General features: G+C 44.0%; 24 protein-coding genes. 8 read left to right on the top strand and 16 right to left on the bottom strand.

Features of this window, described 5'->3' with window-relative positions:
- Window positions 1-134: 134 nt before the first annotated feature.
- The 3 genes from JMX70_RS02390 to JMX70_RS02380 form a co-directional block, all read right to left on the bottom strand.
- Window positions 135-884, bottom strand: a complete 750-nt coding sequence (locus JMX70_RS02390) for a PhnD/SsuA/transferrin family substrate-binding protein (RefSeq protein ID WP_201589258.1) — start codon at window positions 882-884, stop codon at window positions 135-137.
- Between the two features lie 3 nt (window positions 885-887).
- A complete protein-coding gene (locus JMX70_RS02385; protein ID WP_201589255.1) occupies window positions 888-1,382 on the bottom strand; it encodes a PAS domain-containing protein in 495 nt (164 codons plus the stop codon).
- A 286-nt stretch (window positions 1,383-1,668) separates the two neighbouring features.
- Complete coding sequence (locus JMX70_RS02380; protein WP_010201036.1) at window positions 1,669-2,031, bottom strand: roadblock/LC7 domain-containing protein; 363 nt, start codon at window positions 2,029-2,031, stop codon at window positions 1,669-1,671.
- 680 nt (window positions 2,032-2,711) lie between these two features.
- Here JMX70_RS02380 and gdhA point away from each other — a divergent pair.
- The 5 genes from gdhA to JMX70_RS02355 all read left to right on the top strand — a co-directional run bounded on the left by gdhA (window position 2,712) and on the right by JMX70_RS02355 (window position 7,786).
- Window positions 2,712-4,058, top strand: a complete 1,347-nt coding sequence (gene gdhA, locus JMX70_RS02375) for an NADP-specific glutamate dehydrogenase (RefSeq protein ID WP_068407251.1) — start codon at window positions 2,712-2,714, stop codon at window positions 4,056-4,058.
- A 217-nt stretch (window positions 4,059-4,275) separates the two neighbouring features.
- Window positions 4,276-4,860, top strand: a complete 585-nt coding sequence (locus JMX70_RS02370; RefSeq protein WP_201589252.1) for a PepSY domain-containing protein — start codon at window positions 4,276-4,278, stop codon at window positions 4,858-4,860.
- A gap of 535 nt (window positions 4,861-5,395) precedes the next feature.
- Window positions 5,396-6,232 carry an amino acid ABC transporter substrate-binding protein gene (locus JMX70_RS02365; RefSeq protein WP_201589249.1) on the top strand — a complete coding sequence of 279 codons (837 nt, stop codon included), beginning with the start codon at window positions 5,396-5,398 and terminating at the stop codon, window positions 6,230-6,232.
- A complete protein-coding gene (locus JMX70_RS02360) occupies window positions 6,232-6,969 on the top strand; it encodes an amino acid ABC transporter permease (RefSeq protein WP_068407243.1) in 738 nt (245 codons plus the stop codon). The genes JMX70_RS02365 and JMX70_RS02360 overlap by 1 nt, the downstream gene beginning before the upstream one ends.
- Before the next feature lie 73 nt (window positions 6,970-7,042).
- Window positions 7,043-7,786: an amino acid ABC transporter ATP-binding protein gene (locus tag JMX70_RS02355; protein ID WP_102077631.1), complete on the top strand. Its 744-nt coding sequence runs from the start codon at window positions 7,043-7,045 to the stop codon at window positions 7,784-7,786.
- A 138-nt stretch (window positions 7,787-7,924) separates the two neighbouring features.
- Here JMX70_RS02355 and JMX70_RS02350 read toward each other — a convergent pair whose 3' ends face one another.
- From JMX70_RS02350 to uraD, 9 genes are all read right to left on the bottom strand, one after another.
- Window positions 7,925-8,587, bottom strand: a complete 663-nt coding sequence (locus JMX70_RS02350; RefSeq protein WP_144296992.1) for an anthranilate synthase component II — start codon at window positions 8,585-8,587, stop codon at window positions 7,925-7,927.
- A gap of 34 nt (window positions 8,588-8,621) precedes the next feature.
- Window positions 8,622-10,040, bottom strand: coding sequence for an anthranilate synthase component I family protein (locus JMX70_RS02345; protein WP_201589245.1), 1,419 nt, complete (start codon window positions 10,038-10,040; stop codon window positions 8,622-8,624).
- Window positions 10,041-10,109: 69 nt separating this feature from the next.
- On the bottom strand, window positions 10,110-10,400 hold the full coding sequence (locus tag JMX70_RS02340) for a Trp family transcriptional regulator (RefSeq protein WP_068407232.1): 291 nt from the start codon (window positions 10,398-10,400) through the stop codon (window positions 10,110-10,112).
- 211 nt (window positions 10,401-10,611) lie between these two features.
- On the bottom strand, window positions 10,612-11,448 hold the full coding sequence (locus JMX70_RS02335; protein ID WP_068407228.1) for a bifunctional allantoicase/(S)-ureidoglycine aminohydrolase: 837 nt from the start codon (window positions 11,446-11,448) through the stop codon (window positions 10,612-10,614).
- Between the two features lie 130 nt (window positions 11,449-11,578).
- Window positions 11,579-12,133 (bottom strand): ureidoglycolate lyase, encoded by a 555-nt coding sequence (locus tag JMX70_RS02330; RefSeq protein ID WP_068407225.1) that lies wholly within the window; start codon window positions 12,131-12,133, stop codon window positions 11,579-11,581.
- Window positions 12,134-12,192: 59 nt separating this feature from the next.
- Window positions 12,193-13,185: an allantoinase PuuE gene (puuE, locus tag JMX70_RS02325; protein ID WP_201589242.1), complete on the bottom strand. Its 993-nt coding sequence runs from the start codon at window positions 13,183-13,185 to the stop codon at window positions 12,193-12,195.
- Between the two features lie 101 nt (window positions 13,186-13,286).
- On the bottom strand, window positions 13,287-14,627 hold the full coding sequence (locus tag JMX70_RS02320) for a urate hydroxylase PuuD (protein WP_201589239.1): 1,341 nt from the start codon (window positions 14,625-14,627) through the stop codon (window positions 13,287-13,289).
- A gap of 112 nt (window positions 14,628-14,739) precedes the next feature.
- Complete coding sequence (gene uraH / locus JMX70_RS02315) at window positions 14,740-15,108, bottom strand: hydroxyisourate hydrolase (RefSeq protein ID WP_068407216.1); 369 nt, start codon at window positions 15,106-15,108, stop codon at window positions 14,740-14,742.
- A 39-nt stretch (window positions 15,109-15,147) separates the two neighbouring features.
- Window positions 15,148-15,669, bottom strand: a complete 522-nt coding sequence (uraD, locus tag JMX70_RS02310) for a 2-oxo-4-hydroxy-4-carboxy-5-ureidoimidazoline decarboxylase (protein ID WP_201589236.1) — start codon at window positions 15,667-15,669, stop codon at window positions 15,148-15,150.
- A gap of 377 nt (window positions 15,670-16,046) precedes the next feature.
- Between uraD and JMX70_RS02305 the strand changes: the two genes are divergently transcribed.
- Window positions 16,047-16,712, top strand: a complete 666-nt coding sequence (locus tag JMX70_RS02305; RefSeq protein WP_068407211.1) for a TetR/AcrR family transcriptional regulator — start codon at window positions 16,047-16,049, stop codon at window positions 16,710-16,712.
- 54 nt (window positions 16,713-16,766) lie between these two features.
- Here JMX70_RS02305 and JMX70_RS02300 read toward each other — a convergent pair whose 3' ends face one another.
- Window positions 16,767-18,191 (bottom strand): uracil-xanthine permease family protein, encoded by a 1,425-nt coding sequence (locus JMX70_RS02300; protein WP_201589233.1) that lies wholly within the window; start codon window positions 18,189-18,191, stop codon window positions 16,767-16,769.
- Window positions 18,192-18,932: 741 nt separating this feature from the next.
- Between JMX70_RS02300 and JMX70_RS02295 the strand changes: the two genes are divergently transcribed.
- Window positions 18,933-20,996: a TonB-dependent receptor domain-containing protein gene (locus tag JMX70_RS02295; RefSeq protein ID WP_200662924.1), complete on the top strand. Its 2,064-nt coding sequence runs from the start codon at window positions 18,933-18,935 to the stop codon at window positions 20,994-20,996.
- 155 nt (window positions 20,997-21,151) lie between these two features.
- Window positions 21,152-22,552 carry a PepSY-associated TM helix domain-containing protein gene (locus tag JMX70_RS02290; RefSeq protein ID WP_201589230.1) on the top strand — a complete coding sequence of 467 codons (1,401 nt, stop codon included), beginning with the start codon at window positions 21,152-21,154 and terminating at the stop codon, window positions 22,550-22,552.
- 12 nt (window positions 22,553-22,564) lie between these two features.
- Here JMX70_RS02290 and JMX70_RS02285 read toward each other — a convergent pair whose 3' ends face one another.
- From JMX70_RS02285 to JMX70_RS02275, 3 genes are all read right to left on the bottom strand, one after another.
- Entirely contained in the window at window positions 22,565-23,335 is a 771-nt protein-coding gene (locus JMX70_RS02285; protein WP_201589227.1) for an iron ABC transporter ATP-binding protein, read from the bottom strand.
- A 52-nt stretch (window positions 23,336-23,387) separates the two neighbouring features.
- A complete protein-coding gene (locus JMX70_RS02280; RefSeq protein ID WP_201589224.1) occupies window positions 23,388-24,482 on the bottom strand; it encodes an iron chelate uptake ABC transporter family permease subunit in 1,095 nt (364 codons plus the stop codon).
- 120 nt (window positions 24,483-24,602) lie between these two features.
- Window positions 24,603-25,712 carry an ABC transporter permease gene (locus JMX70_RS02275; protein WP_223808516.1) on the bottom strand — a complete coding sequence of 370 codons (1,110 nt, stop codon included), beginning with the start codon at window positions 25,710-25,712 and terminating at the stop codon, window positions 24,603-24,605.
- Between the last annotated feature and the right edge of the window lie 8 nt (window positions 25,713-25,720).

Below are 25,720 nucleotides of genomic sequence, written 5' to 3'. Positions count from 1 at the left end.
CAAAAAGTATTAATAAAAATGCTATTAGGGCACCACTTTGCTCAATCGCTATGAGGTAATAGACCATAGCGATTGTTGCTTAGTATTATTGTAGCCTAATAGGCTATGACGTCAGTAAGATGCCAATGAACCTGCTAGTCAAGTAACGTTTGCATCAAATCAATCATAAATTCCGCGTCTTCTTCATTCATGGCTTCAAAACCTTGCGGCATACCAAGTTCAGTCAACGCTTCTTTACCATCATCATCGTTATGCAGATTCAAAATGGCATCCATCAAAATGTCAGTATCCGGAAAGCCGTCTTTAATCAGCAAGACGTGGCTGATATCGGCCAAATCGCTTTCGATTAATACTGATAGCTGCGCTTTGGTTAGGCGTGAAAAGCTATGGAAAATCTCCGCCAAAAAGAACGCCGCTTGCGCCTCACCCTTAATCACTTGGCGCGCCGCTGCCTGATAGGTTTCAGTCACTGACCAGTTAAGGTCGGCTTCTTCGATATCGACCGCTTCAAGCAGGCGTAAACCAATCAATTTTACATCGCGGTTATCAGCCATGGCGATAGTAGCGCCAGCTTTGATGTCGTCTAAGCTATTGATATCGCTATTTGCCGCCGCGGCGATGACCATCTCATCAGATTTACCGATAGGGCGCGCAACCGCATGGTAACCGTGCTCACGAATAAGGGTAGCCGCATCAAAAGGGTTGGCATAAATGACTTGAATATCGCCTTCACTGATAACGGTTTCTTGCTCAGCATGCGAGGTAGGGATATTTAGGTGCATGTTGAGATTGGCACGTTTTTGAATCAAAGTATTAAACATGTGCCAGCCTGCAAAACGCTCCGGCGAAAAATCAGGCGCGATTAACATATTATGTGTCGTCATGATTTAGCCTTCCTCATTTTGTTTCATTTCGGCATATTGGGCGATTGCCGCCTCAATTTTGCTGCGCGATGGTTTACGGCGCACCGAAGTATAGCCAACCGTTTCGCCGCGACGGACGTTTGGTACGACAGTCGCGTAAACCCAGTAGTGACTGCCATCTTTGCATAAGTTTTTCACATAACCATGCCATTTTTGCCCAGCGTCGGCGGTCGACCATAGGTCTTTATAAGCCGCTTTTGGCATATCAGGATGGCGTAAAATATAATGCTGCTTACCGATTAATTCATCGACATCATAGCCGCTAATCTCGACAAAAGCATCATTCACGTGCGTCAAAACGCCGTTTAAGTCGGTACGTGAGACGATTAACTTACCGTCAGGATAAGGGCGTTCGATACCAGTATCATAAACAGTGCGCGAAGTGCCGTCGTGGTAAGTCAGGGTGACTTCTTCGGCTGGCATGTCAGGCTTCATGGCGTCGGGGAGTGGAGAACCCATTGTAATCTCCTTCATTTATCATGGTTGTGATAATTATTAAAAAGCGTAAACCTTATTGAAAAAATATTTAGTTTAAGCGTATGACTTAAATTTATATGGCAAACTGACAATTAAACTTAAGTTTTAAACCGCACTGTTAGATTTATTCAATATAAACGGTATGCAATACCTTAAATAATTTTTATAAGACAAGGCATAACTTTTCATTTAAAGTGTTGTTTATCAAGTAGTTTTTATAGCACTGATAGCCCATAAAACCTTAATGACAGAACTTTAAAAATAAATATTAGATAAGTTTTGCCAAAGCTTCTGAGGCGCGCTTAATGTCTAAGAATATCAAGCCAAGTTTGGCGTTTGGTTTTGCCATAATGGTTAATACCGCTTCATCACCTGATGAGGTCATAATCACATAGCCTTTTTCGCCTTGGATCATAATACGGTCGATGCTACCACGAGCCAATTCACGACCTGCGCGGTCACCTAGTGATAACAAAGCAGCAGACATCGCGCCAACGCGGTCTTCATCAACGCCTGTAGGCAGCGCCGATGCAATCATAAGACCATCGTTCGAGATAAGGGCAGATGCTTCAACATCGGCAGATGAGCTGTTTAGGTCTTCCAAGATTTGCTGGAATGAGTCTGTACGCATAACGATTTCTCTGTGACAAATAAATAAGGGGATAATTGGGATTTTCTGATTTTAGTCTTCGACTAGTGAACAATATTATAAACCCTTACTGTTACTATTGATATGGCAGAGCGCTATTTAACGCCTTAATATCGCGCATTTTTTACTACTTAATCTTATTTCACCACCGTTTATCGCAATTTTATTATAATTAATAAATAAAAGTTGGCATATTTTAAGTTATTTAGTATTTTTATTTTCCATTAATGTGTTTTTTTCCTATAGTCTAAGTAGCAAGTAAAGCAATCAAAGGGTTAGTTAAGACGACAATGTTGCACAAAATCACCGTAAATCACTCAAATAATAGTGGTCTTTTTTTTGACTAACGAGTTTTCACGGCAGGTTTATTGATAGATTATAATGAAATAAATATCCTTTATAAATTTTGATGATGGTGATATTTACTAGACTTATACGGCAAAAAAATGCTATATAGTTATGAGATAAAAATTGTTTGTGCTTCTGGGTTTACGATTTAGAGACACATTCAGTTGGCTTCTAATCTCCCAGTTTCTATATTTATTCGCGTATAGAAACGATTTCAATCTCACATTGGTGTTTTAAATCCCATCGTTTGTATTTAAGCGATAAAACACCCACGTGAATCAGCACGATGACCATTTTTACCCTAAGGAACCTATATGAGTATCAGTCAGGCAATCGAAAAAGTCGAAGCACGTTACGCCCATCAACCTGAATTTATTCAGGCGGTAAAAGAAGTTGCAATCACCATTGCTCCGCTATACGACGCCCATCCGGAATATGATACGTTCAAAATATTTGAGCGTCTTGTCGAGCCTGACCGTGTTATCGCTTTTCGTATCAACTGGGAAAACGATAAGGGTGAAGTGCAGGTCAACCGCGGCTGGCGTGTACAATTCAGCAATGCCTTAGGCCCTTATAAAGGCGGAATCCGCTTTCATCCTACCGTCAACCAATCGGTCCTTAAGTTCTTAGGTTTTGAGCAAATTTTCAAAAACGCCTTAACTGGCTTGCCGATGGGCGGCGGTAAAGGTGGCGCTGATTTTGATCCTAAAGGTAAGTCTGACAGTGAAATCCGCCGTTTTTGCTATGCCTTTATGCGTGAGCTGCATCCATATGTCAGTAAAGACATCGATGTACCGGCAGGCGATATCGGCGTCGGTGGACGTGAAGTCAGCTATATGTTTGCGATGTATAAGAATCTAACCCGTGAGCACGGCGGCGTCTTGACTGGTAAGGGCGTGGGTTTTGGTGGTAGCTTGATGCGTACTGAAGCGACCGGCTATGGCGCAGTTTACTTCTTAGAAAACATGCTTGCCGCTCAAAACGATAACATCAAAGGCAAAAAAGTGTTGGTATCAGGTGCCGGTAACGTCTCACTCCACGCCGCTGAAAAAGCCCACATGCTGGGTGCAACAGTACTAACGGTATCTGACTCACAAGGTACGCTGCACGATGCAAACGGTATGGACCAAGAAAAAATCAACTGGCTAAAAGAGCAAAAAGCCCAAAGTAAGCCGTTGTGTGATTATGTCGATGTATTCGGCGGTGAATGGTTGGCTAAGCAAAAACCTTGGCATATCAAAGGTGATATTGCCATTCCATCAGCGACCCAAAACGAAGTTGATGAAGAAGATGCCAAATTAATGGTTGAAAACGGCATTAAATATATTGCCGAAGGCGCTAACATGCCACTGACCGCTGATGCGATTGACTATGTGCGTTTGCACCGCGTCCACTATGCACCAGGTAAAGCGGCCAACGCAGGCGGGGTCGCGGTATCGGGTCTTGAGATGTCACAAAACTCTGTACGTCAATATAAAACCTTTGAAGAAGTCGATGAGCGCTTAAAGTGCATTATGAAAAATATCCACGACTGCGCCGCTGACGCTTCAGAAAAATATAACCAGACCGATAACGGTTATATCGACTATATGGCAGGGGCAAATATCGTTGGTTTTAAACGCGTTGCTGATGCCTTATGTGCTTATGGTATCTTGAACTAAACTTGTCTTAATACGAAAGCAGTTTTTCATAAACCGCGCTTATCTAAGAGGATAGGCGCGGTTTTTTTGACTGCAAACAATGATGATACATTAGGATACTTTTTTGCTGCACAGGTCTATCTCATCAGCGTTATGATAAGAAAAGCGGTAGAGTTGAATAAAAAATACGGTAAACAAAATCGATAGTAATAAATAAAAATATGAATCAGGAGACGATATGATGAATAAAATTCTCAAAGGTTTTAAGCTAACAACATTGGGTGCTTGTCTGACATTAGCCTTGACGACGGGCGTCATAACTACAGCCGCCAGTGCCGCTAGTAATGTAGACGAAGTACGCGCTGCGCAAGCTGCGAAAATTAGCTTAAAGCAAGCCATTACTATCGCCAGTAAATCAGCTTCTGGTATTTTAATCAGTGCCGATTTTGATGAGGATGATAGCGATGCCATTGGCAAAGGTGGCGTCTATGAATTAGAATTCAGTACCGATAGCGTCAATTATGAAATCAAAGTAGATGCCAATACAGGTAAAATTGTAAAAAAGGAAACGGATCGTCTTGATGGCGATGATATCAACGCTTACCAAGTTCAAAAAAAAGCAAAAACCGATATTATGAAGGCCATTAATATCGCTGAAAAACAAACGGGTGGTAAGATATTAGAAATTGAATTTGAGAATGATCGCGATTATGCCAATCATACGGCGTATTATAAAGCTGACCTATTAAAAGGTAACAAGATTGTTAGTATTAATGTCGACGCTAACAGCGGTAAAACATTTGCCAATAAGTTCAAAAAGTAGCAGTTATTTTGATAAAAATAGTATAAAAGACATCAATCATCAGGTTGATGTCTTTTTTATTGAAAACGGCTTATTTACTATGCGAGCACTCAATATAATAAACGCTTAATATGAATATAACCAAAGTAAGTCTGCCTTACTCTTATTATGAATAAGTAGTTTCATCAAGGAGTTTTATCTAAAAAGCCGTTATATAAAGCTTTATAACTGAGTAAAGCTTAACAATCTTACGCATACTCACTGTTTTTGTACGTTTATTCTTACCCAACTGCGCTAGTATATGAGCAAGTCATGGTTGCATAAGTAGGCTTGCCGTTAAAAATATTATGAATATTAACCGTCACTTAGCCTATTTAATGCAACATAATAGAAAAATAGTATTGAAAAATAGCCACAGTATCCTCAAATCGGGAAGCCAAAGCCAAGCATGATAGTTAATAGACGCAATTCTTAGTCAAGACTGCTTGTAATGCTTTCACCCTATTTATTGGTTTGCTACTTTTTGCCTTATTCACCTACTTTATAAGGACGTCTTATGAAACGTCGTACGCTTTTAGCCTTTGCCGCCAGTACGGTATTACTTGCCGCTTGTAATCAGTCGCCTACTACTGATGCTGATACCAATGCAGCCGATAGTGCGGCGACTGGTGGTTCTGATTTGCTCCAACGTATCAATAATGGCGGTACTATTAATGTCGGTACTGAAGGTACGTATCCGCCGTTCACCTATCATGATGAGAGCGGTAAGCTGACCGGTTATGATGTCGAAGTAACGCGGGCGGTTGCTGATAAACTTGGGGTGGATGTTGAGTTTAAAGAAACCCAGTGGGATGCCATGCTAGCAGGTTTAGACTCAAAACGTTTTGACATGGTTGCCAATCAGGTAGGTTTGACCACGCCTGAGCGCCTAGCAAAGTACGATAAAGCGACTGAATATAGCTGGTCAGGCGCTGTGGTATTGGCACCGACTGATGACAATCGTTATAGCTCGTGGGAAGCGCTAAAAGGACTGCGTTCAGCGCAATCGCTTAGCAGTAATTATGGTGAGCTGGCAGAGCGTTATGAAGCTGAAATCGTTCCCGTCGATGGTATGGCGCAAGCGATTCAGTTGGTCAAACAAGGCCGCGCTGACTTTACGATGAATGACAACCTTGCCGTATTGGACTATCTAAAAAAATTCCCAGACGCCAATCTTGAGATTAAATTGGTTGCGCCTGCCAGTGAGCAGACGGGTTCGGGCTTGGTGCTGCTGAAAGGTGATGACGCAGTTGTCGAAAAACTCAATGGCGCCATGGCTGAGCTAAAAGCTGACGGCACGCTAACCAAACTTAGCGAAGAATTCTTCGGTGCTGATATAAGTCAACAAAAATAATGCTAGCGTCTATAACCTCAGTATTAAGCGATTTATTGGCACTATTGCCCTTTATGGATGCTGCACGCGCCCAAATCGTTATCAACTCATTTTGGCCAATGCTCAAAGGCGGTATTTATTATTCGATACCGCTGGCATTGATATCATTTGCGATTGGAATGGTGATTGCGCTGACGGTAGCTTTGATTCGCATCGTGCCGCGTGCAGGATGGTTCCATGAGATACTTTATCGGCTTGCTCGTATCTATGTGTCTGCCATTCGCGGTACGCCGATGTTGGTGCAGCTATTTATTATCTTTTATGGCTTGCCAAGTGTTGGCGTGAAGCTCGACCCGTTTCCGTCAGCGATTATCGCCTTTTCGTTGAACATTGGCGCTTATGCGTCGGAAACGGTGCGTGCGTCGATTCTGTCTATTCCAAAAGGTCAATGGGAAGCGGGCTCCACAGTTGGTTTAACCTATCTACAAACCTTTCGCCATGTGATTTTGCCGCAAGCGCTGCGGGTGTCGGTACCGCCATTGTCCAATACCTTTATCAGTTTGGTAAAAGACACGTCTTTGGCGTCATTGGTGCTGGTCACGGAGCTGTTTAAACAGGCGCAAATCATTACCGCCCGTAATTATGAGTTTATGCTGGTTTATACTGAAGCGGCGTTTATTTATTGGGCAATTTGTCTGTTTTTAACCTTTATTCAGGGCAAACTTGAAACCAGGCTTGATCGTTATGTGGCGAAATAATTTTTGCTAAAAAATATAGCCATCTTGTCGTTTTTTACCATCAGCGTTTTTTCATTTGTAAGCGGAAACCTCTATGATTCAAGTCACTAATATCCACAAAGCCTTTGGTAGCAATCAAGTGCTCAAAGGCATCGACTTGTCCATTGAAAAAGGCAAGGTAGTGGTCATCTTGGGTCCATCAGGGTCGGGTAAAACCACGTTTTTGCGCTGTCTGAATGCGTTAGAGATTCCTGATCAAGGGGTAATTGCATTTGATGATGGCAGCTTGACCGTCGACTTTGCCACCAAGCCAAAAAAGAAAACCTTACTCGCTTTGCAACGCAAGTCAGGCATGGTATTTCAGTCTTATAATTTATTTCCGCATAAGTCAGCCATTGAGAATTTGATGCTTGGGCCGACGGTGGTACAAGGACAAAGTAAAGCGCAAGCGCGCGAGCAAGCGTTGGCGTTACTTGATAAAGTCGGCTTATCGGATAAAGCAGATTTGTATCCATTTCAGTTGTCTGGTGGTCAGCAGCAGCGTATTGGTATTGCTCGTGCGCTGGCGATTGAGCCGTCATTGTTGCTATTTGATGAGCCAACTTCGGCGCTTGACCCAGAGTTGGTACAAGATGTGCTTGGAACGATGAAGCAGTTGGCTTCTGAAGGCTGGACGATGGTGGTGGTAACCCATGAGATTAACTTTGCGCGTGATGTTGCTGACCATGTGGTCTTGATTGAAGACGGTCACATAGTCGAAGAGGGTAGCGCCAAGCAGCTATTTGAAGATTCAACGCATCCACGCACGCAAGCGTTTTTGCAGCGTATCGAGCAGTAGTTCATTTTGAAAAAAGACTGGCTTCTAAATAGCCAGTCTTTTTTATTGTATAGTAAGTGAAAAGCAATACCGTAGCGTTTTTAGGACATTTTGACTACACCTTTATGCTTTTTAACATTAGCCTTTTAAAACCCTGCATTACACCTGCAATAAAAAATTCGTTAATAAACGCTTCGCCCCCTCAGTCGCAAACGACTCTGGGTGAAATTGCACACCTTGTATCGGGTAGTCAGTGTGCGCAAGTCCCATAATCTCATCACCTGCGACCGCTGCATCTGTCAGTCTTAAGTCATGATGGGCGTCATTACTCACGACGGCGGTAACAGTTAAGCAATCTGGTAACGTATCTGCCTTTACCATCAAGGAATGATAGCGCATGATTTCTATCTCTTGTGGCAAGCCTTGATAGACACCTGCATTATCATGGCGAATGGCTGAGACTTTGCCATGCATTGGTACGCTGGCTCGTACCACTTCGCCGCCAAAGACATGCGCAATGCCCTGCATGCCCAAGCAAACGCCCAATAGCGGCGTCGTCTTGCCCATAACCTCAATCACTTCGGCGCAAATACCAAAATAGGCCGAGTCGTCAGGCGCACCAGGGCCGGGTGAGATGATAATGCGGTCAAGATTCATCGCCTGCACATCAGCCAAGGTAATTTCGTTATTACGTTTGACGATGACATTTGCCGCTTGTTTAGCGCCGTCTTTATCACCATCCATGGTTTGTAAAATCTCGCCAATATATTGATAAAGGTTAAAGGTAAAAGAGTCGTAGTTGTCGATAATTAAAACATTCATAAGGCATAAGCTCTTTAGCAAAAATATAATGGATTTACGCTGTCATAAAGCTGTCTAACACCACTTTCATCGCTGACAGCTTACGCTGGATTTCTAAGTATTCATCAGCAGGATTGGAGTCGTAAACATTGCCGCCGCAAGTTTGCGCATAAGCCGACTCACCATTGATAAATAGACTGCGAATAGGAATGGCAAAAATACAATCACCATTAAAATTAAAGGAGCCTAGCGCGCCGCCATAAGCACCGCGGCCATCAGGCTCAAGCTCATTAATCACTTTAATGGCTTCCACTTTTGGCGCCCCTGATAAAGTACCGGCGGGGAAGTTGCTGGCAAGGGCGCTAAACATGTCTTCATCGGGATGCAAAATTCCGACGATTTCAGAAGAAATGTGCTGCACGTGTGAGAAGCGTTTGATATCCATGAGGCTACGCACCTTTACCGTACCAAATTGTGCCACACGGCCGATATCGTTGCGATGCAAATCGACCAGCATATTGTGCTCGGCAATCTCTTTGGCATCATTCAGTAGCGCGCGGGCAAGCTTACGGTCTTCTGCGATATCGACGCCGCGCTTAGCAGTGCCTGCTAATGGGTAGGTTTCCATCTCACCTTGGCGCAGGCGAAACAGTAGCTCAGGCGAGGCACCAATAATGCATTGCTGAGCAAATTTCATAAAATACATATGCGGTGACGGATTAACCGCGCGTAGCTTTTCATAAATCGGCATCTTATCGCCGGCAATGCGATATTTGGATTTAAAACCAACTTCGCACTGAAAGATGCGCCCAGAGATGATGTCTTCTTTGACTTGCAGCACCGCTTTGGCGTGCTCCTCTTGACTCATGCCATCACCCAAAAACTCTACCGAGGGTGGTTCATAATTGGGGATGGGCGCGTCAAGTAAGGCTTTGATTTGCTCTATACGGTTGTCTTGTTGTTCAGTTGGATAGTAAAAATAGAATATTTCGCCGGTCATCTTATCAAGCGTTAAGCCATCTAAATACACACCAAATTTGAAGGGTTCGAAATCATCACTGGCTTTGGCGTTGAGACTTGGCTCAAAAAAATTGACACTGTCATAACCCAAGTAGCCAACCAGTCCGCCGCTTTGGTCGCGCGCAATAACGTGCTGCGGGGTGATGCTGCGTAATAGCTGATAAGGATTGTCAGTTTGATAATGTGTGGTTTCGGCGGTTTTATTATCAGTAATTGCTAAGGTGGTACGGTCGATAGCGGCAATAGTCATCACTGGGTCAAAACCAATGGCATGGTGGCGCGCCATATGTCCATCCTCGCCCAATGATTCAAGCAAATAACAAGTTTCAAAAGCGTGCTCAATACGCTTAAATAGCGCAAAAAAATCTATATCCTGCGTGAGTTTGATACGCTGTGGTTTGCTAGGAATTTCGATAGCAGCAGGTTGGTCAGGCTTGGAAGTAGAAGCGGTCATAACGATGTCCAAAATAGTTCAATGATTTATCAAAAAAATAAGGCAGAATGAAATTATGTTTTTGCCCAATTAAGCGTCTTTTTTATGCGTATTTTCTCTATGAGTTTTAAGTAGGGCGCTCACATCGTGACTTTGCATGGCTTTCGCACCGCGCGAGACAGTGGCGATACCGACGCCGAGCTGCTCAGATATCTCACGCTGGGTGATACCGCGCTCTAACAAATCAAAAATACGGATGCGATTGGCGATTTCTTGTTGTTCTTTATCGGTCAATAGCGCAGTAAATAGCTCGTCGATAGCGCTACTATCGTGACAGCTGGCCAAATGAGTTAATAGACTGTGATAAGGATTGGCGCTCATAATATATAATCTTAGTAAGAGAAAGGATAATAAGCAAAATATTGTTTCGTTTCAGTATTCTAGTACAGTAGTACAAGAAAAACAAGTAACGTGTTTGGACGTTTAGCGTTATTTGTTTAACGCTTGATGTTGAAGGTTAAATTGAAAATAAAAATAAAAGCCAGCGCATGGTGATATGCTGGTTTTTAGGTCATTTATAATTTTAGATAAATTAACGCTGTGGACGTATAAACGGCATGTGTCTATTTACGTCTTTATAGAGTAAATACCTAAATGGACCAGGGCCCCCGGCGTAACAAGATTGCGGGCAAAATGCGCGTAGCCACATAAAATCACCTGCTTCAACTTCGACCCATTCACCGTTTAAGTGATAGACGGCTTTACCTTCTAGCACATATAAACCATGTTCCATGACATGGGTTTCATCAAACGGAATCACGCCGCCTGGTTGAAAAGTAACGATATTGACGTGCATATCGTGACGCATATCAGACTGTTCGGTAAATCTCGTGGTTTTCCAAACACCATTGGTTTCTGGCATCTCAATTGCTTCAACATCATGATCGCTGGTGACAAAGGCTTCTGGCGCATCAAGTCCTTCTACAAACTGATAGGCTTTGCGAATCCAGTGAAATTTAACAGGCTCATTACTATTATTTTTTAGCGTCCATTGACAGGCAGGTGGTAAGAAAGCATAACCACCGGCTTCAAGATGATGGGCTACGCCTTCGATAGTAATATCCATCTCACCTTCAACGACAAACAGCACGGCTTCGGCATTAGTGTCGAGCTCAGGCTTGTCGGAGCCACCGTTTGGGGCGACTTCAACGATGTACTGTGAAAAAGTTTCTGCAAAACCGCTTAAAGGACGCGCAATCACCCACATGCGCATACCTTCCCAAAACGGCAGGTAGCTAATCACAATATCGGTGAGCACCCGTTTGGGGATAATCGCATACGCTTCGGTAAAAATAGCGCGGTCAGATAACAGTTGCGTTTGCGGCGGTAAGCCGCCAGTTGGGGCGTAATAGGTACTTTTAATTGGCATTATTAATAATCCTTAGGGGGTTTTGCTGTGTTAAATTAGTGTCTATCTTCAAGAGATAAAGGGTGAGTACGGCTGTTTAAGTCTTATTTTCATTTAAGCAAGGCATTAAAAATAGCTTAAATAGTTCAGCTTAGTCTGCGATTTGTGTATTTGGTTCGGCTTGTTCATTTGCTACTTCAATATTCACTTGCCAATCATCAATGGCCAGCTCGTAGCAGTTATTACCCTCACCATTGATACGGTCAATGACCAAAAAATCTGAGTCGCGACCAAGTGCCAGCAGCGGATGATGCCAGACATTGGCATCGTATTGCACGCCTTGATGCGATTTGGCATAAAACACTGATAAATCAGCGGCCGAACGTGGTGGTTCACCAGCTTGTGCGACGACGACAATATAATCTTGACCATTCATCGAAAAAAACGCTTGCGACCCAAAGGGATGATACTCCATCACCGATAAGGCGATAGGCAGTTCGCGCTTTTTGGCACGAAAGATACTGAAGCCAACATCGCCGCCGTCAAGCGTAGCCTGCGTAATCGCATGATGTCGACACGCATAACCTTTATTAATAAAGAAGCAGTTTTCAGAGGTCTGCTCTTCTTTGTCATAGGGTTCAATCACCGTACCATAAGGTGCAAATTCGGCCTTGGTTAAAGGCCTCGCGATAATTGTGGTAGTCATGATGTCACCTTTTGTTTAATGAGCAGTTTTATGTATTTAGTTTAGCTAGCGCCAGATGATTACATCCAGTTGGCGATGTTATCGTCAGTAGCTGGATGGTTTTCATACCAGTGTTTGGCAATGTCATCGCGGCGGCATATCCAGACATCGGGTTTGCTAGTAATGTATTGCAAGAATTTTTTGAGGGCAGTGATGCGGCCCGCACGGCCAATGATGCGGCAGTGCAAACCAATGGTCAGCATTTTGGGTTCGTTTTTACCATTTTTATCGCCTTCTTCGTATAAGGTATCAAAGCTGTCCTTTAAGTATTGATAAAAAGGCTCAGCATTGGTAAAACCAGGGCTTGAAGCAAAGCGCATATCATTGGTCTCTAAACTATAAGGAATGACCAAATGCGGCTTGCGGGCGATTTTTTGCCCATCTTCTACTTTGACATTGAGCCAGTAGGGCAGCTCGTCAGCATAAGAGTCTGAATCATAGATATAACCGCCTTGTTCAGCGACCAGCTCACGCGTGTTGGGACTATCGCGGCCGGTATACCAACCAAGCGGCTGACGACCAAGCATACGCTCGAAGATTTCGGTGGCGCGGCGCACGTGTTCGCGTTCCGTTTCGCGGTACATGTATTGATAAGTAATCCAGCGTAGCCCGTGACTGGCGATTTCGTGACCATCTTCTAGCACGCGCTCGATAATATGCGGCGTTTTTTCAGCAGCGGCGGCGCAGGTAAAGGTAGTGATGGGCAGGCCATACTCTTTAAAGGTATCTAACACGCGCCAAACGCCCACGCGGCTACCATACTCAAAGGCGGATTCGATAGATTGGTGGCGGTTGTTAAATTCTGGCGTACCTAGTACATCCGATAAAAAGCGCTCTGATTGGCCATCGCCATGAATGACGCTATTTTCCGCGCCTTCTTCAATGTTTAATACAAACTGCACGGCAATTTTCGCGCCGCCCGGCCAGTTGGCCTTTGGCGGATTGCCTGCATAGCCTTTTAAATCACGCGGGTAGGTGCCGTGATTAAAATCACTGGTTATTTTTTGACTCATTTTTAAACTATCCTAAATACAATAAAGCAAATTAAAGGTGAGTATTTCTACTGTCGGCTCATTAACTAATTATCTGACTAAATAACTGTCTCATTAAATAACTATAGCCCTGAAGCGTAAGCGACGAGTTGTTGGCGTTCTGTATCGGTCAATTGAGTGAGATTGCCCAGTGGCATATAGCCAGTTTGTACCGCTGTGACAATTTTGTCTTGATGGATTTTCATATCTGCTGGCGTCTGCAAAATGATGCCCGCTGGCGGTGCGGCAAATCCTTGCTGGGTTGGCTGCGCCGCGTGGCAAGTGGTACAACGGGTGTGGACGATATCCATAATGGCATCATCTGCTGAGGCACTCACAGGTACGACTTCGGTAGCCGCTTCATTGGCAGCGCCAGTTTCGGTAGCAGCACTCATTTCCGAGTTATCGGCTGAACCAGCAGTAACTGGTGGCGTAGTGTCCGATGTAGTGTCTGGTGTAGCGTTTGCTGTAGAAACAGAGGCACTAGCAGCGGGTAATGGCTCAACAGGGGCAGGACGCATCCAAATAATCAATAATACTGTTGCTAATGCCGGAATCCAGAGGAATTTTGGCTTGTGATGCCCCAAGTGTTTTTGATTAAAATAATGACGTACCGTTGCTGTGATGATACCGACAAATACTAACACCAACCAACCGTGCGCATGCGAATACATCATCGGATAGTGGTTGCTAATCATGGTAAAGATAAGCGGCAGGGTAAAGTAGTTATTCATCAGCGAGCGGTTTTTTGCTTGTAGCGCCAAATCCGCCACTTCTTTGCCGGGCTTCACACCGCGGCGCACACAATCTACCAACGCGCGCTGAGCAGGCATAATACCAAAGAAGACGTTCCCCGCCATTACCGTCCCTAAAATGGCACCAATATGAATAAATGAAGCGCGATCACTAAATAGCTGATAAGAGCCCCAGCAAGCGATCACTAGTAATATAAAGATAATACTGCTAAAAATCAGCGAGTTTTTACCAAGACGACTACGAACAATCACTTCATACAGAAAGTAGCTACCAAATAAAAACAATAAGCTGGTCGAAATCGCGCCGATACTGCTGCCAAAAGCGACTTTACTGGGATCAATCAGATAGGCAGTCGCATTGAAATAATAAACGATAGCCAGCATCGCCATGCCAGTAAGCCAAGTGGTATAAGCTTCCCATTTAAACCAATGCAGGGTTTTTGGCATCTCTTCTGGTTCAAGCTTATATTTGGCAATTTCATAAAATCCGCCGCCATGTACCGCCCATAAGTCGCCGGATATACCCTTGTCCGCCTTCCACTGTGGCGGCTTACGTAAACTCATGTCTAGCCAAACAAAGTAAAAGGAGGCGCCAATCCACGCCACGCCAGCGATGACGTGAAACCAGCGGAAAAATAAAGCGACCCAGTCGAGAAGATATGCACCCATGCGCGAATTGTCCTTTTCTTTGCAATACTTTTTTATTCAATGTTTGGTTCAGCGTTCTGTCGTTAATTGAAAACGGTAAAACAGACAGCTATAAATCCATTAAGCCATTCATTTATGAACCGCGATAGGTACTATAGCCGTGTGCGCTGAGCAGTAGCGGTACATGGTAATGACCGCCATCACTGATCATAAAATCGATGACTACTTGCGGGTAAAATGCCGTGAGATTTTGCGCGTCAAAATAGGCTTGGGTCGCAAACGTCAAGGTATAACGGCCAACATCTAAATGATATTTAGCGATATCGATACTAGTATCAAATTTCCAGCTGTCAGCGGCAACTCGACCATCGGCGTTGGTGACACCTGTTGCCAATAGATAGGTCTCACCGTTTGCAGGCACGCGGTGGAGGGTGACTGCGATATCAGCGGCAGGTTTGCCAAGATGGGTATCTAAAATGTGGGAAGAGAGAGTGCCTGACATGATCATTCCTTTTATATATTAAAAATAAGCACATTTGCTTTAAGCAGTGCCGAGTAGTTTTTGTAAGCGCAAACGGGTAATTTTATTTTGCTCAGTAGCCGCATTTAGTAGCTCAGTGGCGCGGTCGTTTAGCAGGCGTGTGAGTAATAAATCCAGCATTTCTTGCGCGCTTTTGCCCGTCGCAAAGACGATAAAGATAAAGCCAAATTTAGCAAGATACTCTTGATTGCCTTTTGCCAATGCTTCAATGACATCCATGTCAGCATTATTGGCACCAGATTGCTCATGCGCCGCGCTGTCTTGCGTATTGCGGTATTTTTCTTTTAATGAGTCAACGTTGCCGATTTGTGGATGACCATCAAAGGCCTCAAGCAAATTGGCTTCTTGGGTTTGCGCTTGCTGCCAAGCCTTGTCGCTACTGGCAAGTAGGTCGTCTATATCTGCAAAAGGGCGAGCGCCTGCTACGTCATGCGCCCATTTGCTGCTAGTGCAGCAGGTCAATAGTTTTGAGAGTGCTTCGTCTGGCGAGAGGGCATTAAATTGCGCTAGTGTTAAGCTCACGGTGACATCCTTTTCATTTAAATTTAAAACTCTTTACCCCACTCTCAACTTATTTTTCTAAGGTTATTGGTTTACTTAGTTTTTAAAATTTCAGTTAAAACAATTAGAATTTTAAATTCTATAAAAATCAAAAGCCTACGATAAGTTGAGATTGGCGTAACTCTTTATTCTTATGTTTAATTGAGTGATAAGTGGTTTAATAACATCCATTCTGCTTAAACCTGACCATTTGGTCAACTGTTTTATGCAAATTATTTTTATACGCTGGCGAAAACCCTGCTATATTTTCGCTAAATAAAAAATAAAATTGGCTTATCAGTGCTGTTATATGTTGCAATATGGCTACTTATTTATCCTCCTATCCAATGGTTTATCTTATGACCCAACCTAATCAAACATCTCAAGCGTCCGATTCTGAGGCGCCTATTCATCGTAATCAGCAAGATATCCGCGCCCAAAATCAAGCAGTAATTTTGGCAGCTGCAGAAGAAGAGTTTGTATTACAAAGCTATCGCGGCGCTACGATGCAGGGCATTGCTGATCGGGCAGGACTACCAAAAGCCAATGTCCATTACTACTTTAAAAATAAAAAAAACCTCTACAAAATGGTTTTGCGCTCTATTATTGAAGAATGGAACGATGGTTTGGTGACAATGACCGTCGATAGCGACCCAAAAGCCGTGATAGAGAAGTTTGTACGCACCAAATTACACCAAGCGTTTGTGCATCCAAACCGTCATAAATTGTTTGCGTTAGAGGTCATCGGCGGCGCCCCATATTTACATGACTTTATGTCGACAACCATGAAAGAGTGGGCGCTTGATAAATCACAAGTGATGAAAACTTGGCATGAGCAAGGCAGAATTGGCATCGCTGACCCATTGCAGCTGTTGATTTTGATTTGGGCAACGACGCAGCGTTATGCAGAATTTGAAACAGAAATCGTCGGTCTGCTACAAAAAGACGCTTATGATAAGCAAGATGAAGCGCGCGCGGCTGACTTCTTAATACCCTTTATTCTGCGCGGTTGCGGGCTTGAATAGCGGATTTTACATAGCGCGCCATTTACTCAGCCAAGCCCGCTGCCGTTATAACGGCTAACCTTCAACCTCACTTTTCGGCAACATACGCACAGGTTTTAGACCATCTTCTATATGTTGATCAGACGTATCAAACTCGACGCCATAGTTCTTTGGCAAAATCATATCCAACGTGATAGCGACGATACCTGACATGGTCACTGCCGAGCCAAAGATATTGCGGAACAGCTGCGGCGTTTGCGCAAAGACATCAGGAACAAACGCGATACCCATCGATAAACCAAGCGAAGTCGCAATAATTAAGATATTACGGTGGGTAAAATTCACTGTGGATAGGATGCGGATACCCGCAGTAGCAACGGTTGCGAACATCAATAGCGTCACGCCGCCAACCACAGGCTTTGGCAGCTGCGTAAAGATAGCGCCAAGGATAGGGAATAGCCCCATGGTAAATAAAATCGCCGCCACATAAAAACCCACATAGCGGCTGGCGATACCAGTCATTTGAATGACGCCGTTATTTTGGCTAAAGGTAGTGACGGGAAAGGTATTAAATACCGCGGCAATCCACGAATTGACCCCATCACCTAGCACGCCGCCTTTGATACGCTTTTCGTAGACAGGACCTTGAATAGGTTCGCCTGAAATCATTGAAGTTGCGGTCAAATCGCCTGAGGTTTCGATACTGGTAATGATATACATAAAGGCAATCGGAATAAACGCTTGCCAATCAAAGCTCAAACCGTATTTAAAAGGAATAGGGACGGTAAGTAATGGCGCTTCAGAGACTAAAGAGAAGTCAATACGCCCCATCAACATCGCCGCAAATAAGCCCAACATCAGACCGATAAAAATAGCGCTTGAGCGAATCACTTTATTATTGACGATGCTAATCAGCACCACGCTGACCAGCACCCCGCCGCCCAGTAGTAAATTTTCCATACTACCAAAGTTTTCGGCACCAACCCCGCCCGCCAAATCAGTCAGACCTGTTTTGGTCAATGACAAACCAATGGTGACAATGACGCAGCCAGTAACGATAGGGCTCATCAAAGATTTAAGTTTGGTGATGAACTGGCTTAAAAATATTTCGACAAATGCGCCGAAGAATGACACGCCAAAGATGACAGAAAGAATCTCCTCTGGGCTACCGCCTTTATTTTTTACCACAAAACCTGCGGCAAGGACGGCAGCCAAAAAGCCAAAACTGGTGCCCTGTAATGCCATCAGCCCTGAGCCGACGGGCCCGACTTTACGGGTCTGAATAAAGGTGGCGACCCCTGATACCATCAGTGACATGCTAATCAGATAGGGGATGTGCTCTCCCAATCCCAAAGCGCCACCAATGATTAAAGAGGGCGTGATAATACCAACGAACGCGGCAAGTACGTGCTGTACCGCGCCTAAGAATGCTTTTGCAGGAGCGGGGCGGTCATGCAGTCCATATAATAAATCAGGGTTTCCTTGAGTAACTTCACTCATTTTGGCTTTCTCCTAAAGTGACTTTTAGTCCAATCTCTGAAGGTAAACCTAAACAGCGTAGGAAAACTGATGATTTGAGAGTTGAGTCTGTGACTTAGAAAAGCCTTTCAGTAAACTCTAAATCTTCATCTTGTTTCTCTAGCTATCTAAGCATTTACTAATTTTCCAACAGAGAGTCGCACTTTTCCGTGTGCTAATAAATAAAAGCAGCTCACCATTATTTATCAATATTGCCAGATATGGTGATTAAAACCTGACTAATTAGTCAGCTATCTAAGGGTATAGCGAAAGCCTTGCTTATTGCAATGTTTTTTTTGCGATTAAAATATTAATTTGTTTCATCTCGGCGATTTAACAAAACCTTAATGCGCTTATGACAAATAAAATTACGACTGCTATTAAGTACTTAATAGCAGTCGATGTTAGGTGCTGCTTAACTTTCACAATGTCGTCTATCTTATTGAATTAAATTCCTTACTTTATTTATTGCCAAATTGTTAATACTTCGTTATTATGCCTGTCATATTTCAAATGCTAATCATTATCATTAGTGTTAATCATGTTATTTCTATATGTATTTGTTGATTGAGTAGGCGTGGTCAATCAATAAAACACAAAAATTTTAATAGAAAATAAAAAGCAAAATCCCAAATTGTTTTTTTAGGACCATCTTTTTCAAACTGTCTTTCTAAAGTGGCACTTAAATCCTTCAATCCTAATAGTAAGTAAAGTGAGTGTGTTATGCGTGAAGTTAAGTCAGCAACATTTTCTAATCAATTAACGGTGTTATCGGTTGCTGTTTCAGCAATTCTGTGTTCACAGCTGGCGGTTGCGGCAACGGATGTGCCTAGTACGACCTTACAAACCATCACCGTAACTGCCAATAGCTCGGTACGTGAAAAGGTGCAAGAGGATGGCGTCGATGTCGAAGACTATACGCCTGCACAGCAAGCAAGCCATTTAAGCGATTTTTTAAATGTGGTGCCAGGCGTGACCATAGGTGGTACGTCAGCGGTCAACCAGCGCATTCGTATTCGCGGTCTTGAAGATAGCAACCTAAAAGTCACCATTGATGGCGCGCGCCAAGAAGGCAAGCTGTTCTATCATATGGGCGATATCACCATTGATCCTGATTTGCTCAAACAAGCGGATGTGGCAGTGGGTAACAATTCTGTCACGCTCGGTAATGATGCACTTGGCGGCGCGGTTGCTTTTAAAACGGTCGATGCCGCTGACTTACTTAAACCTGGTCAAAAGATTGGTGCCAAGCTAAAAGCAGGTTATGCCAGTAATAATGATGAGCTACTGACGTCAGCCACGGTTTTTGGCGCACCATCTGATAATGTCGATTTATTGGCTTATTATGGCAAGCGTGATACCAGCTCGGGTGAAGACGGTGAAGGCCGTGAGTTGTTTGAAGACAGTGAGAGCGAGAGCTTCTTATTAAAAGCCGGTGCTTATGTTGGTAATGACCATCATGTAGGTGCAAGCTTTAGCCGTACTGAGAAAGAAGGAATTTTCCCATTCCGTCCAGATTTTCCGAGTCGCTCTGAGCCACCAATTCCGCAACAGGTGAAGCGCGATACTTATGGTATTGATTATAAGTTTAATCCTAGCAATCCGCTGATTGATATAGATACCAATGTGTATCAGACTAAAACCCGTATTTTGCGCGATTCTGATTATATCAATGATCCAGGTTTTGATTTTAACGCGCAAGTTCAAACCACAGGCGCAAAAATCCAAAACACCAGTGACATTGCTACGAATGTTGGCACGCACAAGCTCATCTCTGGGATTGAGCACTACAAAAAAGAATCGGAGATGGAGCGCGACTTCGTTAAAACAGGGTCAGACGAGGCAACAAACACCTCTGTTTATCTAGAAGACCAATGGCAAATGGGCAAGTTTAGCTTAACGCCAGGCGTGCGTTATGACCGCTACAAATCTCCTGAGTTTATTTCTGGTGGCAAAACCTATGACAATGTCGTCGGTGCACTTGCTGCAAGCTATGAGATTGCACCACTAACGCAAGTATTCGCTAGCTACACACAGTTATTTAATGGTCCTGATTTAAGCCAAACCATCTTTAATTCGGACGGTGATAAAACGTATGTTAATAATGACTTAAAAGCAGAAGAAGGGTCTAACGCTGAAGTGGGAATCGTTACAACCTTACGTGACCTAACGGTCGCCGGTGATGCCCTGCAACTAAGCGGTAAATATTTTGAAACCGATATCGAAAACTATATTGAGTTTGTGAGATCAGGTGGGACAAGACCGGGCTTGAACTGTGCAAATGGACAACCAGGTGGCGATTGCCAAGGTGTCATCAATAAAGATGAAGATTTTAAAATTAAAGGCGTTGAGCTCGCCGCTGATTATAAAATGAATAACTTTAGTATGGGTTTGAGCTATTCGCGAGCGCGCAGTAAAGGCGACAAAACAGGCTATAGTATTCCATCAGTGACCGGAAGCAGCTCAGAGTCGGGTGATAAATATATGGTCAATTTGGCTTATAGTCCAACGGAGACCACAGATATTGGCTGGCGCAGTACCTATGTCGCTTCAGTAATGCCAAATACTAGCGCGAATGATATTGAAAAACCAAGCTATGACGTTCATGATATCTTTATGAACTATTCGCCAAAACAAATTGAAGGACTAAAAGCGACGGTTGGCGTTTACAATCTTTTCGATGAGGCTTACGCCAGCCACTCATCTCGCCTAAACCCGATTGATGATGTTGCTACTGACTTCGAGCCAGGTCGTAATATCAAAGCGTCATTGACGTATCAGTTTTAATCCTGCATTTATTTTCTAGTCGCAAAAGAGCCAGCTTTTTATAAAAAAGAGCTGGCTTTTTTATCGCCATTTTTTGGCACTCAAGCTTTCTTTTTAAACATTACGCTTCGGCTGTAGCCCCATTAACCCTATATATTCATAAAGAATCAGCACTCATGACTTCACTTTCATTATCTTCTTTTGCATCGAATATACGCCGTATTTGTCTATGGATTCATCGTTATACTGGGCTTGTGATGGCAGGCTTTTTAATCATGGCTGGCATTACTGGCTCGTTATTAGCTTTCCATGCCGAGTTGGATGATATGTTTAATTATAAATTGGCTCAGATTGAGCGGCAAGATGCGCCACAGCTTCCTATTGCAACCCTGCACGATAAGGTGGTCGCCGCCTATCCAAAGTACAATTTTTCTAGTATGCCAACATCATTAGAAGCGGATAAATCTGCAGTATTTTCGGTCGATAGAGCCAGAGGTGAAAGTACCAAAAATCAACCTAAAGCCCTGTTTCAAGAGGTTTATGTCAATCCTTATAACGGCGATATCGTAGGAACGCGTGATAAAGACGCGTGGGCGTGGCGTAATACCATGTGGAAAGTGTTTTGGTTACACCGTGATTTATTGCTTGGCGATATCGGTAAGCTGCTGCTAGGTGTGATAGCCCTTATTTGGACGATTAACTGCTTTATTGGCTTTTACTTGACCTTTCCTAGGGCGGTTAACAATAAAAAAGTGTCGCAAAAAACTGTACCTAAAACTACGCCTAAAAAACGTGCGTCTTTTATTAAGCGCTGGCTACCGGCGTGGAAAATCCGCCGCAAAACCAATACCTTTAAGCTCAATTATGATTTGCATCACGCTTTTGGTTTATGGTTGTGGCTGATGCTATTTGTCATTGCGTGGTCGAGTGTCGGTTTTAATTTAAAATCGGTGTATCAACCCGTGATGCAAGCAGTGGTTGGGTTTGAAGGTAGAGAGGGTAAAAGAGAAGAAAAAGGCAAGTCAAAGACAACAGATAAATCGAGCGAGCAGGCTATGTCAGCCGTTGCACCAATGAGCACTGAAACGGGTAGTAATACCTTTGTTAATAAAGCGAATAGTATTGCGTATTTAACTGAGCAAGCGCATATTGCTGCGCAAAAAAATGGCGTAACCGTACAGCAGACATTGGGTATCCGCAGGCTTACAGAGGAGGGGCAATGGCAAATGCGTTTTAAAACCGACAAAGATGTCGGCACTCACGGTGGTGCTTCGTCTATCACAGTGGCTACGGCGACTGGCAAAGTTGAAAAGGTTAATTTCGGTTATCAAAGCGCATTTGGTAATAAAATCGACCAATGGTTCTCAACCTTACACATGGGGCATATTGGACAGGGTAACGCTCATTTACTGTATCAAATATTCTTAGCAATGATAGGATTGGCCGTGGCAGTTTTGTCCGCTACCGGTGTGTATTTATGGGTCAAAGGTAGTCAAAGCCGATTAAAGCAAAAATTGACCATTAAAAATAAATTTTCAAACCATTACGGAAAACCGGCTATTAAAAAACAGCTATAAAACACCCAGTACTTAAACGGTATCGACAATCACGGGTCGCCCTTGATGGTTAAGGACAGTCACATCGACTTTGTACAGCTCTTTCATGGTTTCATGCGTGAGTACATCAACAGGCGCGCCGGTTGCCAGTACGCGACCCTCTTTCATCGTCACTACCGTATCGGCAAATTGCGCAGCTTGATTGATGTCGTGCAAGACAATCACCACGGTTTTTTGCTCAGTATGACTCAATTCGCGCAGCTCACGCATCAGACGGCCAGCATGGTACATATCTAGATTGTTGAGCGGTTCATCAAGGAGTAGGTACGGTGTATCTTGGCAGACAATCATCGCAATCAGCACGCGTTGACGCTGACCCCCAGAGAGCGTCGATAAAAAGCGCTCGGCTAACGGCTCAAGCTCAAAGCGTTCGATAATTTCCTGCACTTTTTGCTGATCATCAGCCGTTGGTTGTCCTTGATGATAAGGATAGCGCCCAAACATCAGCAGCTCATGCACACGCAACCGACCTTGTACTTGGTTGTCTTGCCCAAGCATGGCTACGGTCTTAGACAGCGTTCGTGCATGACAGCTGACAATGTCATGCTCCTCATTCCCTATAACGAAACTGACCTGCCCTGATTGTAGCGGTTGCAAGCGCGCCATCACCGAAAACAGCGTCGATTTACCCGCACCATTTGGTCCTATTAAGGCAATCACTTGCGAGGGCGGTAAAGACAGGCTGATGTCATGCAGGATTTGCTGTTTGCCAATATGGTGGGAGACATTATTTATTTTAATCATAGCAGTTCTTGTTTTTAGAAAAATTTAACCGTTGCGTTTTAAAAAGTCATCATTAGCGGCGATAGGTCATAAATATGAGTAATAAAAATACCAAGCCGCCTGCCAATTCAATCACTACTGACAATACACCCGCCATGCCGAGTACTTGCTCAAATATAGTTTGACCGAGGACCAAGCAAATCATCGCCACCAAGCTGACCAATATCAGACGCTCACTGTGATACATATGGCGCGCGATACGATTGGTCAAGGCGCAGACCAGTAAGCCAAAAAAAGTTACCGGACCGACCAAGGCGGTTGCCGTAGCGACTAATACCGCAATGACCGTTAATAGCCCAAAGGCGAGGCGTTGATAGTTGATACCAAGGTTAATTGCTTGTGGTTTGCCCAGCATCAAGACATCGCATTGATAGCGCCAGCGCCAGATAAATAGCGCACTGATGACGCAAATAACAAAGCTAATGCCCAAAAGCTGCGGATTGACCGTATTAAACTGCGCGTAACTGGCCGATTGGACTACCACGAAGTCATCGGGGTTAATGAGCCGTGCAACCAGCGCTGATAAGCTGCGAAACAACACGCCAAAGATAACGCCTACCAGTATCAGCCGCGTTAAATCCTGACTGCTTTTTGAAAACAACAGTCGAAACAACAATAACGACGCGCCAAACATGAGGACGATTTCAAGGGTAAATTTGGTAATGGGGTTGATGCTGGTAAAACTAATTGCGCCTAAAAAGAACACCAATAAGCTTTGTAATAACACATACAGTGAGTCAAAGCCCAATAAGGAGGGTGTCAAAATAGGATTGTGGGTCAAGGTTTGAAAGAGCAGGGTTGATACGCCGATGGCATAACCGACGACCATTAGCGCCAGTAATTTTTTACCCCGTAATGGCAGGGCAAAGTCCCAATAGCCGTTGACGTTAAGTGTCAAAAACAGTGTCATTGAGATAAGTAAGATAATCGCGGCAATGGATTTTGGATGACTGGCGATAAAGGTCCAAAGTTTTGCTAAAGGGTTTTGAGTAGAGGTATCTTCAAGGCTGTCATTTTCTAAAGTAGCATTTGCTAGAGCGCTCTTTTTTGCCGAGCCAGTCTTGGTAGAATTGTCATTTATAAAGTTATGCTTAGACGATGAGAACATGAATAAATCCTACTATGCTACCTTCAATAGTAACAACGCCAAGCTTATCTAATCAGACAACAGGACGAATAAATTAAGAAAATTGTTAATAATCAGGCAGCGACAAGATTGCGCTAGGGCTTATTGCTCAGCAGGCGCACGTAATAACAACCATAAAAATATCACCGTGCCGACCACACCAAAAACTGTCGCCACAGGCACTTCAAAAGGATAACGAATGGAGCGCCCGATAATATCACAAAGTAGCACGGCTGATGCGCCCAAGAGCGCGACTGCAGGCAAGCTGCGACGTAATTTATCGCCCATGATGCGGCTAACGATATTGGGTACGACCAAACCGATAAAGGGAATCATACCAACGGTTACGACGACGACAGCGCTCATCATCGCCACCATGCCAACGCCAAGCCACGTCACTTGCCGTTTACTAATCCCCAAGTTTAGCGCGATATTATCGCCTAAACCGACGATGGTCAGTTTATCGGCGATAATATAAGCCAGCACGCACAGTGCGCCCGTCAACCAAAGCAGCTCGTAACGTCCAGCTAATACCGAAGAGAAGTCGCCAAATTGCCAAACGCTGAGCATCTGTAGCGATTCCGTTTGGTAGGCGATAAAAGTGGTTATCGCCTCGATAATGCCACCAAAGACAATACCGATCAGTGGAATCATCAAAAAATCCGTCGGCGGAACGCGATGTATCAGCAGCATAAAGAGCATCATGCCCGCGACTGCCGCAATAGTTGCGACACCCATTTTGACCAGTAGCGCGCTGGCTGGGAACAATAAACTGACTACCAGTAATCCCAATGCGGCGCTTTGGGTTGCCCCAACCATCGAGGGTTCCACGAAGCGGTTTTTCAGCACCACTTGAATAATCATCCCAGCCACCGCCATCGCGATACCCGTCAAAATAATGGCAACGGTGCGCGGAATACGGCTCACTAACATTAATGAACTATCAGAGTTGGCGCTTTGACTGATAAGGCTTTGCAAAATACCTGACCACGAAAAATCTGCTACACCAATGGATAAGCTTAATAACACCAAAAGCCCCATAATAATGAGGCTGGCTGTGTTTATTAACCACGGCGGTATCGCAGCGCGGCGCTGTTTATCACGGGCGTAGCGGCTGCCACTACTTGCACTCGGCTGCCAGCTTGATGGCGCAGCTGGCAGAGTAGAGCTGGTTTTAACGCTGGCTTGAGCACGAGGTGAAAATAATGGCATAACGGCTA

The sequence above is a fragment of the Psychrobacter pulmonis genome, assembly GCF_904846465.1.
Lineage (GTDB): Bacteria > Pseudomonadota > Gammaproteobacteria > Pseudomonadales > Moraxellaceae > Psychrobacter > Psychrobacter faecalis.
Note: the sequence above shows the minus strand (reverse complement) of the source record. Positions and strands in the feature narration are given on the sequence as shown.

Coding starts and splice junctions, on each gene's coding strand:
- JMX70_RS02390 (WP_201589258.1), bottom strand. CDS start 884: ATGACGACACATAATATGTTAATCGCGCCTGATTTTTCGCCGGAGCGT.
- JMX70_RS02290 (WP_201589230.1), top strand. CDS start 21,152: ATGACTTCACTTTCATTATCTTCTTTTGCATCGAATATACGCCGTATT.
- JMX70_RS02320 (WP_201589239.1), bottom strand. CDS start 14,627: ATGGGTGCATATCTTCTCGACTGGGTCGCTTTATTTTTCCGCTGGTTT.
- JMX70_RS02345 (WP_201589245.1), bottom strand. CDS start 10,040: ATGACCGCTTCTACTTCCAAGCCTGACCAACCTGCTGCTATCGAAATT.
- JMX70_RS02330 (WP_068407225.1), bottom strand. CDS start 12,133: ATGACTACCACAATTATCGCGAGGCCTTTAACCAAGGCCGAATTTGCA.
- gdhA (WP_068407251.1), top strand. CDS start 2,712: ATGAGTATCAGTCAGGCAATCGAAAAAGTCGAAGCACGTTACGCCCAT.
- JMX70_RS02360 (WP_068407243.1), top strand. CDS start 6,232: ATGCTAGCGTCTATAACCTCAGTATTAAGCGATTTATTGGCACTATTG.
- JMX70_RS02305 (WP_068407211.1), top strand. CDS start 16,047: ATGACCCAACCTAATCAAACATCTCAAGCGTCCGATTCTGAGGCGCCT.
- JMX70_RS02335 (WP_068407228.1), bottom strand. CDS start 11,448: ATGCCAATTAAAAGTACCTATTACGCCCCAACTGGCGGCTTACCGCCG.
- JMX70_RS02370 (WP_201589252.1), top strand. CDS start 4,276: ATGATGAATAAAATTCTCAAAGGTTTTAAGCTAACAACATTGGGTGCT.
- JMX70_RS02275 (WP_223808516.1), bottom strand. CDS start 25,712: ATGCCATTATTTTCACCTCGTGCTCAAGCCAGCGTTAAAACCAGCTCT.
- JMX70_RS02280 (WP_201589224.1), bottom strand. CDS start 24,482: ATGTTCTCATCGTCTAAGCATAACTTTATAAATGACAATTCTACCAAG.
- JMX70_RS02300 (WP_201589233.1), bottom strand. CDS start 18,191: ATGAGTGAAGTTACTCAAGGAAACCCTGATTTATTATATGGACTGCAT.
- JMX70_RS02350 (WP_144296992.1), bottom strand. CDS start 8,587: ATGAATGTTTTAATTATCGACAACTACGACTCTTTTACCTTTAACCTT.
- JMX70_RS02340 (WP_068407232.1), bottom strand. CDS start 10,400: ATGAGCGCCAATCCTTATCACAGTCTATTAACTCATTTGGCCAGCTGT.
- puuE (WP_201589242.1), bottom strand. CDS start 13,185: ATGAGTCAAAAAATAACCAGTGATTTTAATCACGGCACCTACCCGCGT.
- JMX70_RS02285 (WP_201589227.1), bottom strand. CDS start 23,335: ATGATTAAAATAAATAATGTCTCCCACCATATTGGCAAACAGCAAATC.
- uraH (WP_068407216.1), bottom strand. CDS start 15,108: ATGTCAGGCACTCTCTCTTCCCACATTTTAGATACCCATCTTGGCAAA.
- JMX70_RS02365 (WP_201589249.1), top strand. CDS start 5,396: ATGAAACGTCGTACGCTTTTAGCCTTTGCCGCCAGTACGGTATTACTT.
- JMX70_RS02295 (WP_200662924.1), top strand. CDS start 18,933: ATGCGTGAAGTTAAGTCAGCAACATTTTCTAATCAATTAACGGTGTTA.
- JMX70_RS02380 (WP_010201036.1), bottom strand. CDS start 2,031: ATGCGTACAGACTCATTCCAGCAAATCTTGGAAGACCTAAACAGCTCA.
- JMX70_RS02355 (WP_102077631.1), top strand. CDS start 7,043: ATGATTCAAGTCACTAATATCCACAAAGCCTTTGGTAGCAATCAAGTG.
- JMX70_RS02385 (WP_201589255.1), bottom strand. CDS start 1,382: ATGGGTTCTCCACTCCCCGACGCCATGAAGCCTGACATGCCAGCCGAA.